Below are 15,973 nucleotides of genomic sequence, written 5' to 3'. Positions count from 1 at the left end.
ATATCCGGATGCAGATGAGCGTGTACGCCGGATCCGAAAGGTTTGCCTCCCGGCACCCGGACCGCGTCACGCACCACTCGTTCTCGTTCGGGGAGTTCTACGACCCGGAGAACGTCTCGTTCGGTCCGCTGATCGCCCACGACGACCACCACCTCGCGTGGGGCGCCGGCTTCTCCGACCACACCCACGCCGACGTCGAGCTGGTCACCTGGGTGCTGCGCGGCCAGCTGGTGCACACCGACTCCCTGGGGGCGCGCTCGCTGCTCCCGCCGGGCACCGTGCAGGTGCAGTCGGCCGGCTCGGGCATCACCCACGCCGAGATCGCCGACACCTCGGCCCAGCCGACCCGGTTCGTGCAGTCGTGGCTGCGCCCCGACGAGCTCGGCGAGCCGCCGGCCCGGTTCACCGCCTCCGGCCTGGCCGGCCCCGGCCTGGTCCCGGTCGCCGGCGAGGGCGCCGAGCTGCCGGTCGGCACCGCGGGCGCCACGCTGTGGATCGGCACCCTGGCCGCCGGCAGCACCGTCCCGCTGCCGGTCAGCCCGCGGCACCACCTGTTCGCCGCCTCCGGCACGGTGCGGCTGCGGCTGCCCGACGCGGGCGCGACCCCGGTGCTGGTCGAGCCCGGCGACGCCGTCCGGCTGTGGGAGGCCGAGGACGCCGGCGACCTGGCGCTCGAGGCGGTCACCGACACTGAGCTGCTGCTCTGGACCTTGCCTGTCTGAGCGCCCCGTTCGAGGGCCGGACGCCTGGGCGCGTCGCCCAACCTCTGCACGAGACTGCGCTCCGGACCGTCCAGAAAACTCTGGGCGGCAGGGCGCACGACGTGGTTGGCTGTGTGTGACACACCATCGCACTACGTCACTCTCGGGGGGGGAACGATGGAGCACGACGGAGCCCAGCGGCTGGAAGCCCGGCTCGCGCGAGCCGCGGGGCTGGACCCGCGCAAGGACCCGTACCTGGACGCGGCGCACGCCTGCATCCTCGACGTCGGGTGGCGGCGTACGACGCTGACCGAGGTGGCGCGCCGGGCGGGCGTGAGCCGGATGACGATCTACCGCGCCTGGCCCGACATGGGCGCGCTGATGGGCGACCTGATGGCCCGGGAGTGGGGCGCGGTCGTGGCCACCTCGACGCTCACCGGCTCCATCGCCGACGGCGCCGTCGCGGTGGTCGAGCACCTGCGGCGCAACCCGCTGTTCCGCCGGATCGTCGAGCTCGACCCCGAGCTCCTGCTGCCCTACCTGCTGGCCCGCCGCGGCCGCAGCCAGCAGGCCATCCTCGAGGCGCTCACCGACCGGATCGCCGAGCACCAGGCCCGCGGCGCGGTCCGCGACGGCGACCCGGCGGCCATCGCCCGCGCCATGCTGCTGCTCGGGCACGGCTTCGTGCTCAGCCTGCACACGATGGTCGACGAGCAGGTCGCCGAGGAGGCGCTGATGATCGAGCTGCACGAGCTGGTCGAGCGCCACCTGGCCCCGGTGGCGCTCGACCCGGCTCAGAGCGGGATCGCCACGTAGGTGGTGTCGAGGTACTCCTCGATCCCCTCGAAGCCGCCCTCCCGGCCGAACCCGCTGGCCTTGACCCCGCCGAACGGGGCCGCGGCGTTGGAGACGATGCCCGTGTTGAGCCCGACCATGCCGAAGGCCAGCGCCTCGCTGACCCGCAGCGACCGGGTCAGGTCGCGGGTGTAGGCGTAGGCGACCAGTCCGTACTCGCTGGAGTTGGCGGCGGCGACCGCCTCCTCCTCGGTGCTGAAGGTGGTGATCGGGGCGACCGGCCCGAAGATCTCGTGCCGGTTGATCGTCGCCTCGGCGGGGACGTCGACCAGCACGGTCGGCGGGAAGAACCACCCCGGCCCCTCGGCGGGCTTGCCGCCGACCAGCACCCGGGCGCCCTCCTCGACCGCCTCGGAGACCAGCGCGCCGACGGACTCGACGGCCTCGGCGTTGATCAGCGGACCGACGTCGACGCCGTCGTCCTGGCCCCGGCCCACGGTCAGCCCGGACATCCGCTCGGCGAGCCGGCGGCCGAACTCCTCGGCGACCGACTCGTGCACCAGGAACCGGTTGGCGGCGGTGCAGGCCTCGCCCATGTTGCGCATCTTCGCCACCATCGCGCCCTCGACGGCGGCGTCCAGGTCGGCGTCCTCGAAGACCAGGAACGGCGCGTTGCCGCCGAGCTCCATGGAGATCCGCTGCAGGTGCTCGGCCGACTGGCCGATCAGGCCGCGGCCGACCTCGGTGGAGCCGGTGAAGCTGACCTTGCGCAGCCGGGGGTCGGCCATCAGCGCGGCGCCCACCTCGCGGGAGGAGCTGGTGGTCACCACGTTGACCACACCGGCGGGCACGCCGACCTCCTCGAGCACCTGGGCGAGCAGCAGCATCGTCAGCGGGGTCTGGCTGGCCGGCTTGATCACCACCGTGCAGCCGGCGGCCAGCGCGGGCCCGATCTTGCGGGTGCCCATCGCCAGCGGGAAGTTCCACGGGGTGATGAACAGGCACGGCCCGACCGGCTTCTTCATGGTGAGCATCCGGCTGCCGCCGACCGGGTTCTCCATCCACCGGCCGTGCACCCGCACCGCCTCCTCGGAGAACCAGCGGAGGAACTCGTTGCCGTAGGTGACCTCGCCCTTGGCCTCGGCCAAGGGCTTGCCCATCTCCAGGCTGATCACCCGGGCGAACTGGTCGGCGCGCTGGGCCACCAGCTCGTACGCCGCGCGCAGCAGCTCGCCGCGCTCGCGCGGGGGCGTGGCGGACCAGGCCGCCTGCGCGTCCGCCGCCGCGTCCAGTGCCGCCATCGCGTCGGCGGTGCCGCCGTCGGCGACCGAGGCGAGCACCGAGCCGTCGGCCGGGTCGAGCACGTCGATCGTGCCGGCGTCGTCCGCGTCGCGCCACGTCCCGCCGATGAAGAGGCGGGTCTCCACGCCCTCCAAGCCGTCCCTGGTTCCGCTCGCCTGCGTCATCGACTCTCCCTCTCCACGACGTGGTCCATACACATGGGTAAAACCTTGCCTACCACCCGCGTGGGCACCGACCCGTTCGGTAGAATTTCGCCCAGACCCCTTGCTGACCCCATGCAGCAAGGGGTCTTCTACGTCCCGGCCACGTGCCCAGGCGGGTCGGGCGCGGGTCACCCCGCCCGGGCAGCCTAGGCGCAGATCCGCCGCCGGTCCTCGGGCGCGGCGCCCAACGTGCCTGGGCGCCGCGGCCGGGCCGAGGGCGTCCGGCGACTCACTCCACGGTGACGGACTTGGCCAGGTTGCGGGGCTTGTCGATGTCGTGGCCCAGCGCCAGCGCCGCCCGGTAGGCGAGCAGCTGCAACGGGATGGTGAGCAGGATCGGCGCCAGCTCGACCTCGCTGGCCGGGACGTCGATCCGGGTCACCTGCACCCCGCCCAGGTCGACCCCGGGCTGGGTGATCACCACCAGCGGACCGCCCCGGGCGGCGATCTCCTCCAGCGCGCCGACGTTGCGGCTGGCCAGGTCGTCGTCCGGCACGATCACCACCGTGGGCATCGTCGGGCTGATCAGCGCCAACGGGCCGTGCTTGAGCTCGGAGGCGGGGTAGGCCTCGGCGTGCCGGTAGCTGATCTCCTTGAACTTCTGCGCCCCCTCGCGCGCCACGGGGTAGCCGCGCACCCGGCCGATGAAGAAGAGCGACTCGGCCTTCGCCAGCTCGTCGGCCACCTCGGCGAGCTCGTCCTGGCGCTCCAGGATCTCGGCGATCTGGTCGGGCAGCGCCTCCAGCCCGGCCACCAGGCGCTTGCCGTCGGCGACCGAGAGGTCGCGGACCCGGCCGAGGTGCAGCGCGAGCAGCGCGAAGCCGAGGAACATGTTGGTCACCGCCTTGGTGCTGGCCACGGCGACCTCGGGTCCGGCGTGCAGGTAGATGCCGCCGTCGCAGGCGCGGGCGATCGCGCTGCCCACGACGTTGACCAGGCCGATCACCCGGCCGCCCTTGCGCTTGATCTCCTCGACCGCGAGCAGGGTGTCGAGGGTCTCCCCGGACTGGCTGACCGCGACGTAGAGGGTGTCGCGCTCGACGATGGGGTTGCGGTAGCGGAACTCGCTGGCGGGCTCGGCGTGCGCGGGGATCCGGGCCAGCTCCTCGATCAGCCCGGCACCCATCTCGCCCACGTAGTAGGCGGAGCCACAACCGAGCACCTTGACCCGCCGGAACGCCCGGGACTCGTGCGGGGTCATCTCCAGCCCGCCCAGGTGGGTGGTGCCGAACCGGTCGTCCAACCGGCCCTGCAGCACCCGCGCCGCGGTCTCGGGCTGCTCGAGGATCTCCTTGAGCATGAAGGACTCGTGCTCCCCGGTCTCGTACGCCGCCGGGTCGACGTCGATCTCGGCCGCCGCCTTCCCCCCGGTCGTGCTGAAGCCGCGCTCGGTGACCGAGGCCAGCTCCCCGTCGTCGAGCAGCACCACGGTCGTGGTGTGCCGCACGATCGCGGCCAGGTCGGAGGCGACGTACATCTCGCCGTTGCCGACGCCGAGGATCAGCGGGCTGCCGTTGCGTGCCGCGACGATCTCGCCGGGGTGGTCGGCGTGCAGCACCGCCAGCCCCCAGGTGCCGTGGACCTGGCCGAGGGCCTCGGCCACCTTCTCCTGCAGCGTGGCGGCCTGCGAGCGGCCCACCAGGTGGGCGATCACCTCGGTGTCGGTGTCGCTGACCAGCTCGACCCCGTCGGCGGCCAGCCGGGCGCGCAGCTCGTAGGCGTTGTCCAGGATCCCGTTGTGCACCACCGCCACCCGGCCGGTGGCGTCGGTGTGCGGGTGGGCGTTGACGTCGGTGGCGGGTCCGTGGGTGGCCCAGCGGGTGTGCCCGATGCCGGTGTGCCCGCCGAACCCCGGGGGCAGGTGCTCGACCAGGTCGCGGACGCGGCCCGCCCGCTTGACCACGCGCAGCTTGTCCCGGTCGGTGAGCACGGCCAGGCCGGCCGAGTCGTAGCCGCGGTACTCGAGCCGGGCGAGCCCCTCGATCAGCAGCGGGGGCGCGTCCTGAGGTCCGACGTAGCCGACGATTCCACACATGCGGGGTGCCTCCTGGGGCGGTCAGCCGTAGATGATCCGGCGCAGCTGACGTGTCGTCAGCCGCGGTGCGGCGACCACCCGGGTGGTCAGCTCTGCGGCGAGGGTCGGGAAGATCTCGGCGTTCTTGGCGCCGTAGGTCTGCAGATGGAGGTGCCGGCGACGCACGTAGGCCTCGACCGGCTCCGCGTGGAAGGCGAGGACGTCGCCGATCACCCGGCGCACCTCGGCCTCGGCGAGTCCGGTGGTGTCCATCAGGTGCCGCACCAGGGCGTCGTCGTCCGGGCTCTGTCGCGTGGGCACTCCTCCAGCATGAGCCTGGCTTCGAGGTGCGGCAAGAATCTGCCCGAACTCGGGCAGATCAATGCGTGACGTAGGTCACGTGGGATCGGGGCATGGATCCGGACGGGTCCTGGTTCACTTAGTTGAACTCTTAATCACTTCGAGTCGCAGCCACCAGGAGACCACCATGGGCATCTTCAGCCGCAAGAGCAGCACCGACACCTTCGACGCCCCGACCGCCGTCCTCGACGACGTCACCGGCGACTACACCATCGACGCCAGCCACTCGCGCCTCGGCTTCTCCGCCCGGCACGCGATGGTCACCACGGTCCGCGGCCAGTTCAAGGAGTACGAGGGCACCGCCCGGGTCGACGCGGAGAACCCGGCCGCCTCCTCGGTGCGGATCGCGATCAAGACCGCCAGCATCGACACCGGCTCCGAGGACCGCGACGGCCACCTGCGCTCGGCCGACTTCTTCGACGCCGAGACCTACCCCGAGATCACCTTCGTCTCCACCGACGTGGCCCGCGACGGCTCCGACTGGACCATCACCGGCGACCTGACCATCAAGGGCGTCACCAAGTCCGTCGCCATCGACTTCGAGCAGGTCGGCTCCGCCCAGGACCCGTTCGGCAACACCCGCCTCGGCTTCGAGGGCGGCACCTCGATCAGCCGCAAGGACTGGGGCCTGAGCTGGAACGCCGCGCTGGAGACCGGCGGCGTGCTGGTCTCGGAGAAGATCAAGCTCGAGTTCGACATCTCGGCGATCAAGAACGCCTGACCCCGGCGGCTTCCGCCACCCCGCACGACCCTGCAGAAGTGGTGGGTCGGTGCACCGGACAACCTGCCCGGTGACACCGACCCACCACTTCTCTGCATTTCCCCGCGCAGACAGCCGTTGGCCAGGTGTTTACGCGGCGGGGTGGCGCGTTCACTGCGCCGAAACAAGTGCGACACCGATCACGCTGGCGCGTCCCGAAGTTTAGGTACGCCGTCTTCGGCAGCCCGGCGACTCGTCGGGTCCGAGCTGTACCTACCACCTAGGAGAGCCAGTGACGCCAGCACCAAGCGCCCCCCGCGGACGCCCAGGATCCCCGAACCGACGGCGAGGTCGGGTCCACCGCCGGCTGCTGGCGGGAGGCGCAGCCGCGAGCCTGGGCGTCGCCCTGCTGGCAGGCGCCCCGCCCACCCAGGCCGCCGAGCCCCCCGTCGCGTCCGCGGCGACCGACGTCTTCGACCTCAACGAGGCGACGATCGCCGAGATCACCGCCGCGCTGGAGTCGGGCACGCTGACCAGCGTCGAGCTCACCGCGATGTACCTCAACCGGATCGCCGCCTACGACCACGGCGGGATCACCCTCAACTCCGTGGTGGTGCGCAACGAGGACGTGCTGGCCGAGGCGGCCCGGATGGACAAGCTCCGCGCCGAGGGCACGGTCCTCGGCCCGCTGCACGGCATCCCGTTCACCGTGAAGGACAGCTACAAGGTCAAGGGCCTGACCGTGGCCTCCGGCTCCCCGGCGTTCAAGAACCTGGTGGCCGACGAGGACGCGTTCTCCGTCGAGGCGATCCGGAACTCCGGCGGCCTGCTGATCGGCAAGACGAACATGCCGCCCATCGCCAACGGCGGCATGCAGCGGGGGGTCTACGGCCGGGCGGAGAGCCCGTACAACGCGCGCTTCCTCACCGCCGCGTGGGGCTCGGGCTCCTCCAACGGCTCCGGGACGTCGACCGCCGCCAACTTCGCGACGTTCGGGATGGGCGAGGAGACGGTCTCCTCGGGTCGCTCGCCGGCCTCCAACAACGCCCTGATCGCCTACACCCCCTCGCGCGGCCTCATCTCCATCCGCGGCAACGCCCCCTTGTGGCCCACCCGCGACGTCGTCGTCCCGCACACCCGCACGGTCGAGGACACCCTGACGGTCCTGGACGTGCTGGCCCAGGAGGACACCGCGCCGGACGGCGACTTCTGGCTCACTCAGCCCTTCGTCGACCTGCCCGACATCGAGGACGTGCGCCCCGAGTCCTACCTGGACCTCAAGGACACGAGCGCGCTGGCGGGCAAGCGGATCGGCGTACCGCGGATCTACCTCAACAAGGACACCGAGACCACGACCCCGATCAAGACCCGCCAGTCGGTGATCGACCTGTGGGAGCGCACCGCCGCCGACCTGCGCGCCCAGGGCGCCGAGGTCGTCGAGGTCGACTTCCCGCTCGTGGAGAACTACTTCGAGGACCGTCCCGGGGCGCAGAGCATGTACACCCGCGGCTACGTGCCGTCGGCGTGGCGCAGCCTGGAGACCGGCGACTACGCGTCGTTCTGGATGGAGAAGTTCCTCAAGTCCAACAAGGACAGCAACTACCCGTCGTGGGCGAACCTCGACCCCGCCACCGTCTTCCCCTACCCCAGCCGCCTCCCGGCCGACCCGGACGCCACCACCCGGTCGTACGCCAACCGGATCGAGGCGATCAAGACCCGGATGCCCGAGGACCTCTTCTCGGTGCCCGGCCTGCGTGAGGCCGTCGAGGGCTGGGACCGGACCCGTGAGGAGGACTTCGACGACTGGCTCGAGGAGAACGACCTCGACCTCCTGGCGTTCCCGTCCGTGGCCGACATCGGCAAGGCCAACGCCGACGTCAACGTCGCCTCCAACACCGCCGCGCACGCCTACGGCGTCGGGCGCTCGGCCACCGACCACGTGATGCGCATCTTCGGCCTGCCCAGCGTCTCCGTGCCCATGGGACTGCTCCCCGACATCTCCATGCCGATGAGCGTCACCTTCGCGGGCGTGCCCTACACCGACAACGAGCTGCTCTCGATCGCCTACGACTACGAGCAGGCCACGCAGCACCGGGTGCCGGCTCCGCGCACGCCCGCGCTGACCCAGGACGTCGTCACCCTGGCCTCCGACGCCTCGCAGCGTCCGGAGAACCGGACCGACGTGACCGCACCCGGTCTCGACGTGGACGTGCAGAAGGTGGGCTGGACGAGCCCCTCCCCGCGCCTGGTCGTGACCGTGAAGACCGACAGCGACGTCGCGGCCGGCGACGTCTGGCTCACCGTGAACGGCGACGAGCTCACGCTCGCCGCGGGCGACGAGCCCGGGACCTACCGGGCCACCGTGGTGATGGACCGCTACCAGTACGCCGGCGACACCGGCCCGGTGAAGAGCGTCACCGTGCTGGCCCTGGCCAAGGACGCCGCCCGCAACGCGGCGGTGTTCACCGACTCCGTGGAGCTGGCGGCCGACCCGTCGGCGCCGACGCCGACCCCCGCCCCGACGCCCATCCCGACGCCGGCACCGACCCCGCCGGTCGCGACCCCGCCGGTCGCGAAGAAGGCAGCGACCTCGGTCTCCGTGGTGAAGCTCGGCGGCAAGGTCAAGGTGGGACGCAAGGGCCGGCTCGCGGTCATCGTGCACGCGCCGTCCGGACGGCCCAAGGGCACCGTCACCGTGACCACGGCCGGCAAGCGCAAGCTCAGCGGGAGGCTGGCCAAGGGGCGGCTCACCGTCACGCTCCCCGCGTTCGGAAAGCCCGGGGTGAAGAAGGTGACGGTCACCTACGCCGGCAACAAGTGGAACCGCTCGTCGAGCAGGACGGTCAAGGTCCGCGTCGTCCGATGAGGGCACGGGGCTGACGCCTCCGCGGAACTGATGGGCGAAGTGGTGGGTTGGTGTTCCCGGAGGCTTCTCCGGCGACATCAACCCACCACTTCGTCTCCCCCTCGGCCGGGCTCACTCGACCTTCTGCTCCCACGAGCGCCAGCCGGCCCCGTAGGGCTCGTCGCGCGGCTGTTCCCCGTGCTCGAAGCCCCCAGACTCGGGCCCCTGCCAGTCGGCGACCAGCCAGACGTCGTCCACCCGCACCACGTCCACCCGCACCCGGTAGGCGCTGGGCGTGGACGGGACCCCGAAGAGCATGGGGTCGCGCTCGAGGTCCACGACCATGATCAGCTCGAGCTCGATCCGGCTCGGCTCGTCCGGGTCACCTTCGGCTCGGCTCCGGAGCCAGGTCGCGAAGTCCGGCACCACGAACACGTCCCAGCCGATTCGGCGCATGGAGGGCAGACGGGTCAGCACGTGCTCGCACGCTGCTCCTGGGACTTCGTCGGCCATCAGCGCGTCGACCAGCCGCTGCTCGTCCACCTGCTCCCGGGAGTCCATCACCGCCTGGGCGAAGCGCAGGGCGAACTGCTCGCCCTGCTCCCGCGAGGGGCCGGACCGGGCCAGCTCCACGAGCTCGTCGAGGTCGACCCTCTCCGCGATCGTCCCGGGACCGGCGCCGTGCCCGTCGGCCTGCACGCCCACGACCGACGGCTCGGGGAAGAACTGCTCGGCCTTCCTCGCCGGGCCGCAGGCATGCTCGCCGGCGCCGCGTCCCGAAGGCCCCACGCCGGTGCTGCACGCACCGAGCAGCGACAGCACCGCGACTGCGCTCAAGCCCGCCGCTCCACGCCACGTCCGGCCCATTGTCCCCCCTGACCCGTCGCCGCGGGTGCGGCCAGGTCATGGAACCACGTACGGGCCGATCGGGGGCGAGCACGAGGACTCGGTCACGCCCCCGGGGCGTCGCTCAGTCCTTGTGCCGCGGCTTCCGCTTGTCGAAGTCCCGCTTCTCGTGGCCGCCCTCGCGCGGGCCCGAGGAGCGCCGGGGGCCGGTGTCCTTGGACAGCTCGATCAGCTTGCCGGAGATCCGGGTGTCCTTCAGCGCCTCCCAGGTGCCCGGGGGCAGGTCGGCGGGCAGGTCGACCAGGGAGAACTCGGGCCGGATGTCGATCTTGCCGAAGTCGTTGCGACCCAGGCCGCCCTCGTTGGCCAGGGCGCCGACGATCTGGCGCGGCTCGACCTTGTGCCGCTTGCCGACCGCGATCCGGTACGTCGCCAGGTTGGCGTCCGTGCCGGCGCGGCGAGGACCCTTGCCCTCGCGGCTCTGACGCGGCCCGCGGTCGCGGTCGTTGCCGCCCCGGTCGTCGCGCTCGCGCGGGGTGTGCAGCACCTGCGCCTCGGCCTTGGGGTCGAGCAGCAGCGGCTGCTCGCCGTACATCACCGCGGCCAGCGCGGCGGCGACGTCGACCTCGGGCACGTCGTACTCGGTGACGTAGTGGCTCACCACGTCGCGGAAGAATTCGATCCGCTCGGTGTCGGCCAGCGCCGCGGTGATCTGGTCGTCGAACCGGCTCAGCCGGGTGGAGTTGACGTCCTCGACCGAGGGCAGCTGCATCTGGGTCAGCGGCTGACGGGTGGCCTTCTCGATCGCCCGCAGCAGGTGCCGCTCGCGCGGGGTGACGAAGGCGATCGAGTCGCCCTTGCGGCCGGCGCGGCCGGTGCGGCCGATCCGGTGCACGTAGGACTCGGTGTCGGTCGGGATGTCGAAGTTGACGACGTGGCTGATCCGCTCGACGTCGAGACCGCGGGCGGCGACGTCGGTGGCGACCAGGATGTCGAGCTTGGCGTCGCGCAGCTGGTTGATCGTGCGCTCACGCTGTGCCTGGGCCACGTCGCCGTTGATCGCCTGGGCGGAGAAGCCGCGGGCGCGCAGCTTCTCGGCGAGCACCTCGGTGACCTGCTTGGTGCGGACGAAGACGATCATCCCCTCGAAGTTCTCCACCTCGAGGATGCGGGTCAGCGCGTCGACCTTCTGCGGGTAGCTGACCATCAGGTAGCGCTGGGTGATGTTGGCCGAGGTGGTGGTCTTGTTCTTGACCGTCACCTCCACCGGGTTGTCGAGGTGCTTCTTGGAGATCCGGCGGATCTGCGCGGGCATGGTCGCGGAGAAGAGCGCGACCTGCTTCGTCGCCGGGGTGTCGGCGAGGATCGTCTCGACGTCCTCGGCGAAGCCCATCTTGAGCATCTCGTCGGCCTCGTCGAGCACCAGGAAGCGGAGCTCGCTCAGGTCGAGCGTGCCCTTCTCCAGGTGGTCCATGATCCGGCCCGGGGTGCCGACCACCACGTGCACGCCGCGACGCAGCGCGGAGAGCTGGACGCCGTACCCCTGGCCGCCGTAGACCGGGAGGACGCGGATGTTCTTCTGGTGCGCGGCGTAGCGCTCGAACGCCTCGGAGACCTGGAGCGCGAGCTCACGGGTGGGCGCGAGCACCAGCGCCTGCGGCGTCTTCTGGTGCGGGTCGATGTTGGAGAGGATCGGCAGCGCGAACGCCGCCGTCTTGCCGGTGCCGGTCTGGGCCAGTCCGACGACGTCGCGGCCCTCCAGCAGCGGCGGGATGGTCGCTGCCTGGATCGGCGAAGGTCGCTCGTAGCCGACCTCGGCGAGGGTCTTCAGGACTGACGGGTCAAGCCCCAGCTCCGCAAACGTGGGTACTTCCGGGGCCGCCTGATCTGCGGGCGCATCGTCACTCATGCTTCCCACGTTAGTCGCAGGCAGGGGCAGGGAGAGATTCCGGGCCGCGCGAGATCGGTCACCGCTCGCCCGAGCGCGACCGAAAACCCCGCGACAGCCGCGACGGCGGGTGCCAGGCTGCCACACATGGAGCCTCCCGCGCTCGCGCACCTGCCCCCCGGGCTCACCGGCCACGCTCTGACCACGCGGCCGCTGCGCCACGACGACGCGCACGCCGTCTACGAGCTGATGGCGACCCAGGAGCAGGCGGACCTGGGCTGGGTCGAGATCGAGGAGGCGGACATCGTCTCGGACTGGGCCAGGTCGTCCGCCGACCTGGCGCACCGCACCACCGGCGTCTTCGACGGCGAGCAGCTGGTCGGCTACGTCGAGGTCTCGCCCGGCGGCCGGGGCGACGCGGCCGTGCTGCCCGAGCTGCGCGGCCGCGGGCTCGGTACGGCGCTGGCCGCGCGGATGGTCGAGATCGCCCGGGAGCACGGGCACCGGGTGGTCGGGATGCCGGTGCCGCAGGGCTCGGCGGGCGACCGGCTGCTGGCCTCACTGGGCTGGCAGGTGCGGTGGACCTCGTGGGTGCTGGAGCTGCCGGAGGGCGCGGAGATCCCAGCCCGGGAGCTGCCTGCCGGGTACTCGCTGGCGGTGGCCACCCCTGCGCAGCTGCGGGAGGTGTGGACGGTCGCCGAGGACGCGTTCCTGGAGTGGTCGGAGCGGGATCGGGAGCCGTACGACGACTTCGAGGCCTCGGTGCTCGGCCGCCCCGGCTTCGAGCCGTGGCACCTGCGGGTGGTGCTCGGCCCGGACGGCGCGGTGGTCGGCACCTCGCTGCTCACCCTCGGCGACGAGGCGGTCTACGTGAGCCGGCTGGCCGTGGCCCGCGCGCACCGGCACCAGGGGCTCGCCCAGGTGCTGCTGGTCGACTCCTTCGCCGCGGGGCGCGCGCACGGCGCCACCCGGTGCGAGCTCTCCACCGACTCCCGCACCGGGGCGCTCGGGCTCTACGAGAAGGTCGGGATGCAGGTGCGCGACACCTGGGTCAACCGGGCGATCGAGGTCCCGACGGCGTCCTGACCGAGGTCCCTGGTGCGAGCCGCGCGTCGCGCCTAGCGTCGAGCGACGGGCACGTTCCGGGACGGGCCCGGGGCGGCAGGAGGTCCAGATGACGCCGGACGACTCGGATCGGGAGCAGGACCGGAAGCGCCCGGGAGGCAGCCCGGTCGTGCTGGTGCTGATGCTGGTGGTCGTCGTGCCGGCGGTGGTGCTGGCCGACAGCTGGGGCGCGGGCGCCGCGGGCATCGTCGGCGGCCTGACCGGGCTCTTCTCCCTGATCGCGTTTATCGGCGGCCCGCTGCGCAGCGACCTGCGCCTGGCCGCCGTGCTGGCGCCGCTGCTGGTCTTCGCCGCGGTCGTCCCCCGGTCGGTGGCCGAGGTCTCCCGGCCCGCGGCGATCGCGCTGGTGGTGCTGCTCGGGTTCGTCGCCGCGTTGCTCCCGCTCGGCGGCGGTCGGCTGACCAACGCCGGGCTGGGGCTGGGGATGACCACGATGTTCGGCTACGGCTACGCCATCAACGGCACCGCCGACCACGTGCAGCTGGTCGTCGCGGCCGTGGCGGGCGTCCTGGTCGCCCTCGCCCTGCGGCTGCTGCTCGGCGCCACGGACCCCTCGGGCCCGACCCGGCAGCAGGTGGCCGCCGTGCTGGTCGCCGACTCCCCGGCGAGCGCGACCACGCAGGCCTTCGACACCTGGCTCGGTGACGGACGACCGCGCTGGCTCGCCGACGTGCTCGAGGGAGCCTCGCGCTACCGGCTCGCGATGCGCGCGGCCGAGCTCTCCGAGTCCGCCGACGCCACCGAGCTGGCCGCGCTGCGGGCGCGGGCCGAGTGGCTGGCCACGCGGGTCCGGGCGCGCCCGGGCACCGAGCCACCGCCGGCGCCCGCCGGGCTCGTCGACGACCCGGTGCCGCAGGCCACCAACGCCCTGGACGCCGTCGAGCAGGCGGTCGAGACCCGTGACACCACACCGGTCAGGCTCGACCACGACGCCCGGCGGAAGATCGCCGACGCCGTCCTGCACCCCTCGGCCCGGCTGCGCTCGGTGCAGGTGCGGCACGCGCTGCGCACCGCGCTGGGGCTGCTGGTGATGCTGCTGATCACCGCCCCGCTCTCCTCGGGCGACCCGCTGGTCTCCACCGTCCTGCTCGCCACCTTCAGCATCCTCCAGTCGAGCTGGCGCGACACCCTGACCAAGGCGCGCAACAAGGTGGTCGGGGTCAGCGTCGGCTCGCTGGCGGTCGCGGTCATCCTGCTGGTGGCGCCGTCGGGTCTGCTGGCCCCGATCGCCGGCGTCTGCCTGTGCCTGGGCCTGTGGTTCATCAGCACCCGCCCGGCGGTGGGCTCGGGCTTCATGGTGATGGTCAGCGTCGGCTTCAACGCGGTGAGCCGCGACCTCGACCCGGTCGAGCTGCTGGCGCAGTACGTCGGGCTCACCGCGGCCGCGGTGGTGGTCAGCGTGGTGCTGGGCTTCGCCGTCGTCCCCGCGTTCCGCGCTCCCCCGCTGCGCCGCCGGATCGAGTCGGCGACCGGCGCGACCGCCGCGGTGCTGCGCGCCTCCTCGCTCGGGTCGGGCACCTCGTTGCCCGACCAGCTGGCGCTGCGCCGCGAGGCCGCCCAGCAGCAGGACGAGCTGGTGCCCGACCACGACCAGCTCGACGACCGGCAGCTCGACGAGCTCGACCGGCTGCGCACCAGCCTGCGCGACCTGACCACCCTGGTCGACGCCCGGCAGCTGGCGCCGGACGCGATGGAGCCGGCGATCCGGTCGCTGGTGCCGACGGCGGCGGAGATCCCGTCGTACGACGGACAGGGCAGGCGGCCGCCCGGCGGGGTCTCCTCGATCCTGTGGGACGTCGCCCAGCAGGCCGGCGCGGCCGAGACCTACCTGTTGCGCACGCTGCCGCCCGACGGGGCCCGGTGACTCACAAGGCAGCGTCACTCACAAGACGGTCACCGGGTGCTGGGCGACCGCGCCGAACAGGTAGCCCTGCTCGTTGAACGGCACCGCGTCGGGCTGCACGTTGCCCCGGTCGTCGCGGGCGCGGACCCGGATCCGGTGCTCGCCCGGCTTGGCGTGCCACAGGAACGACCACTGCCGCCACGCCTTCTCGTCGTTGCGCCACGACAGGTGCGCGGGGCGCCAGGGCCCGTCGTCGACCGAGACGTCGACCCGGGCGATCCGCCCCAGGCCCGACCAGGAGCGCCCGGTGAGCAGCTGGACGCCGCGGCCCAGGGTGGCGGGGAACGGCAGCTCGAGCGCGCTCTTGACCACCTGCGTGGTGACCAGCGGGGTGTCGGGGTAGTCGGGGCCGAAGAGGCGATAGCTGGTGGTGTTCCACTGGGAGAGCAGCGGCGTGGTGGAGACCTCGATCTCGCCGACCCACTTGACGTGCGAGACGCCGACCCAGCCGGGCACCAGCAGCCGCACCGGGTAGCCGTGGTCGGGCGGCAGGGTGCGGCCGTTCATCCCGATCACCAGCAGGGTGTCGGCGGCCAGCGCCTTCTCCACCGGGATCGGGCGGCGGACCGCCATCGAGTCCAGGCCGACCGGCATCACGTCGAGGGCTGCGCGGGTCACCCCGGCCCGGTCGAGCACGTCGGAGAGCCGGACGCCCGTCCAGGTCGCCACCCCGATCGCGCCCAGGCCCCAGGTGGTGCCGGCGGCGGGCGTGCCCTGCTGGCTGCCGAAGAGGTTGCGGGCGTTGCCGGCGCACTCGACCGCCCGGGTCGCGGTGACCCGGGGCAGCCGGAGCAGGTCGTCGTAGGAGAGCGAGACCTCGCGGCGTACGCCGGTGCCGTGGATCCGCAGCCGCCAGGTGGCCACGTCGATGGCCGGGGTGGTGGTGTGGTTGCGGACGAAGAACCGGTCGGCCGGCGTCAGGTAGCCCTGGCCGCGCATCGACTCCCAGCGCATCTCGGCGTTGGTGCCGCGCGGGGTGAGCAGCGTCGCCGGCAGCGGCTTGACGATGCCGGGCACGGGCGAGGGTGTCGGCGCCAGGGACGCCGTGGGGGTCGCCGGGTGCGCCCAGCCCGGCGACGGGCCGAACACCCCGGCGACCTGGGCGGCGGCCGCTCCCCCCGAAGCCACCGCCGCCCAGCTCAGGAGACGGCGGCGGCTCAGTCCCGTGCGCTCCGCGCGCTCGGCGTCGTACTCACCCTCACGCATCAAGCCACGTTCCATGTGCCTGCTCCCGTCCTGAAGTACTGTAACTCAGTACAGAATAGAGACAATCGATGTCTTGGCAAGGGCG

12 protein-coding genes are annotated in these 15,973 nt (G+C 72.4%); 6 read left to right on the top strand and 6 right to left on the bottom strand.

The features are described from left to right. Window positions 1-8: 8 nt before the first annotated feature. Window positions 9-722 carry a pirin family protein gene (locus H8838_RS01040; protein ID WP_181309937.1) on the top strand — a complete coding sequence of 238 codons (714 nt, stop codon included), beginning with the start codon at window positions 9-11 and terminating at the stop codon, window positions 720-722. 156 nt (window positions 723-878) lie between these two features. After that, complete coding sequence (locus H8838_RS01035; protein WP_181309938.1) at window positions 879-1,517, top strand: TetR/AcrR family transcriptional regulator; 639 nt, start codon at window positions 879-881, stop codon at window positions 1,515-1,517. On the opposite strand, the gene H8838_RS01030 is transcribed toward H8838_RS01035, so the two are convergent. The 3 genes from H8838_RS01030 to H8838_RS01020 form a co-directional block, all read right to left on the bottom strand. Continuing rightward, the gene (locus tag H8838_RS01030; protein ID WP_185995423.1) at window positions 1,496-2,962 is read right to left on the bottom strand and encodes an NAD-dependent succinate-semialdehyde dehydrogenase; all 1,467 of its coding nucleotides are present in this window, start codon (window positions 2,960-2,962) and stop codon (window positions 1,496-1,498) included. The two genes, H8838_RS01035 and H8838_RS01030, sit on opposite strands and share 22 nt — an antisense overlap. A 268-nt stretch (window positions 2,963-3,230) precedes the next feature. Next, on the bottom strand, window positions 3,231-5,036 hold the full coding sequence (gene glmS, locus H8838_RS01025) for a glutamine--fructose-6-phosphate transaminase (isomerizing) (protein WP_185995424.1): 1,806 nt from the start codon (window positions 5,034-5,036) through the stop codon (window positions 3,231-3,233). Between the two features lie 21 nt (window positions 5,037-5,057). Then, on the bottom strand, window positions 5,058-5,336 hold the full coding sequence (locus tag H8838_RS01020) for a hypothetical protein (RefSeq protein WP_224766307.1): 279 nt from the start codon (window positions 5,334-5,336) through the stop codon (window positions 5,058-5,060). A gap of 166 nt (window positions 5,337-5,502) precedes the next feature. Between H8838_RS01020 and H8838_RS01015 the strand changes: the two genes are divergently transcribed. Then, complete coding sequence (locus H8838_RS01015) at window positions 5,503-6,096, top strand: YceI family protein (protein WP_181309941.1); 594 nt, start codon at window positions 5,503-5,505, stop codon at window positions 6,094-6,096. Between the two features lie 271 nt (window positions 6,097-6,367). Then, window positions 6,368-8,941, top strand: a complete 2,574-nt coding sequence (locus H8838_RS01010; RefSeq protein WP_224766306.1) for an amidase — start codon at window positions 6,368-6,370, stop codon at window positions 8,939-8,941. Between the two features lie 111 nt (window positions 8,942-9,052). Here H8838_RS01010 and H8838_RS01005 read toward each other — a convergent pair whose 3' ends face one another. After that, window positions 9,053-9,757 carry a hypothetical protein gene (locus tag H8838_RS01005; RefSeq protein WP_185995425.1) on the bottom strand — a complete coding sequence of 235 codons (705 nt, stop codon included), beginning with the start codon at window positions 9,755-9,757 and terminating at the stop codon, window positions 9,053-9,055. A gap of 133 nt (window positions 9,758-9,890) precedes the next feature. Beyond that, window positions 9,891-11,675 carry a DEAD/DEAH box helicase gene (locus tag H8838_RS01000; protein ID WP_181309943.1) on the bottom strand — a complete coding sequence of 595 codons (1,785 nt, stop codon included), beginning with the start codon at window positions 11,673-11,675 and terminating at the stop codon, window positions 9,891-9,893. A 126-nt stretch (window positions 11,676-11,801) separates the two neighbouring features. On the opposite strand from H8838_RS01000, the gene H8838_RS00995 reads away from it, so the two are divergent. Beyond that, window positions 11,802-12,740, top strand: a complete 939-nt coding sequence (locus H8838_RS00995; RefSeq protein WP_185995426.1) for a GNAT family N-acetyltransferase — start codon at window positions 11,802-11,804, stop codon at window positions 12,738-12,740. A gap of 88 nt (window positions 12,741-12,828) precedes the next feature. Continuing rightward, complete coding sequence (locus tag H8838_RS00990; protein WP_185995427.1) at window positions 12,829-14,643, top strand: FUSC family protein; 1,815 nt, start codon at window positions 12,829-12,831, stop codon at window positions 14,641-14,643. 18 nt (window positions 14,644-14,661) lie between these two features. Here the strand turns inward: H8838_RS00990 and H8838_RS00985 are convergent, their stop codons facing one another. After that, window positions 14,662-15,888, bottom strand: coding sequence for a sulfite oxidase (locus H8838_RS00985; RefSeq protein WP_185995428.1), 1,227 nt, complete (start codon window positions 15,886-15,888; stop codon window positions 14,662-14,664). Window positions 15,889-15,973: the final 85 nt, after the last annotated feature.

The sequence above is a fragment of the Nocardioides campestrisoli genome, from assembly GCF_013624435.2.
Classification (GTDB): domain Bacteria; phylum Actinomycetota; class Actinomycetes; order Propionibacteriales; family Nocardioidaceae; genus Nocardioides; species Nocardioides campestrisoli.
This window is presented reverse-complemented; position numbering and strand designations above follow the sequence as displayed.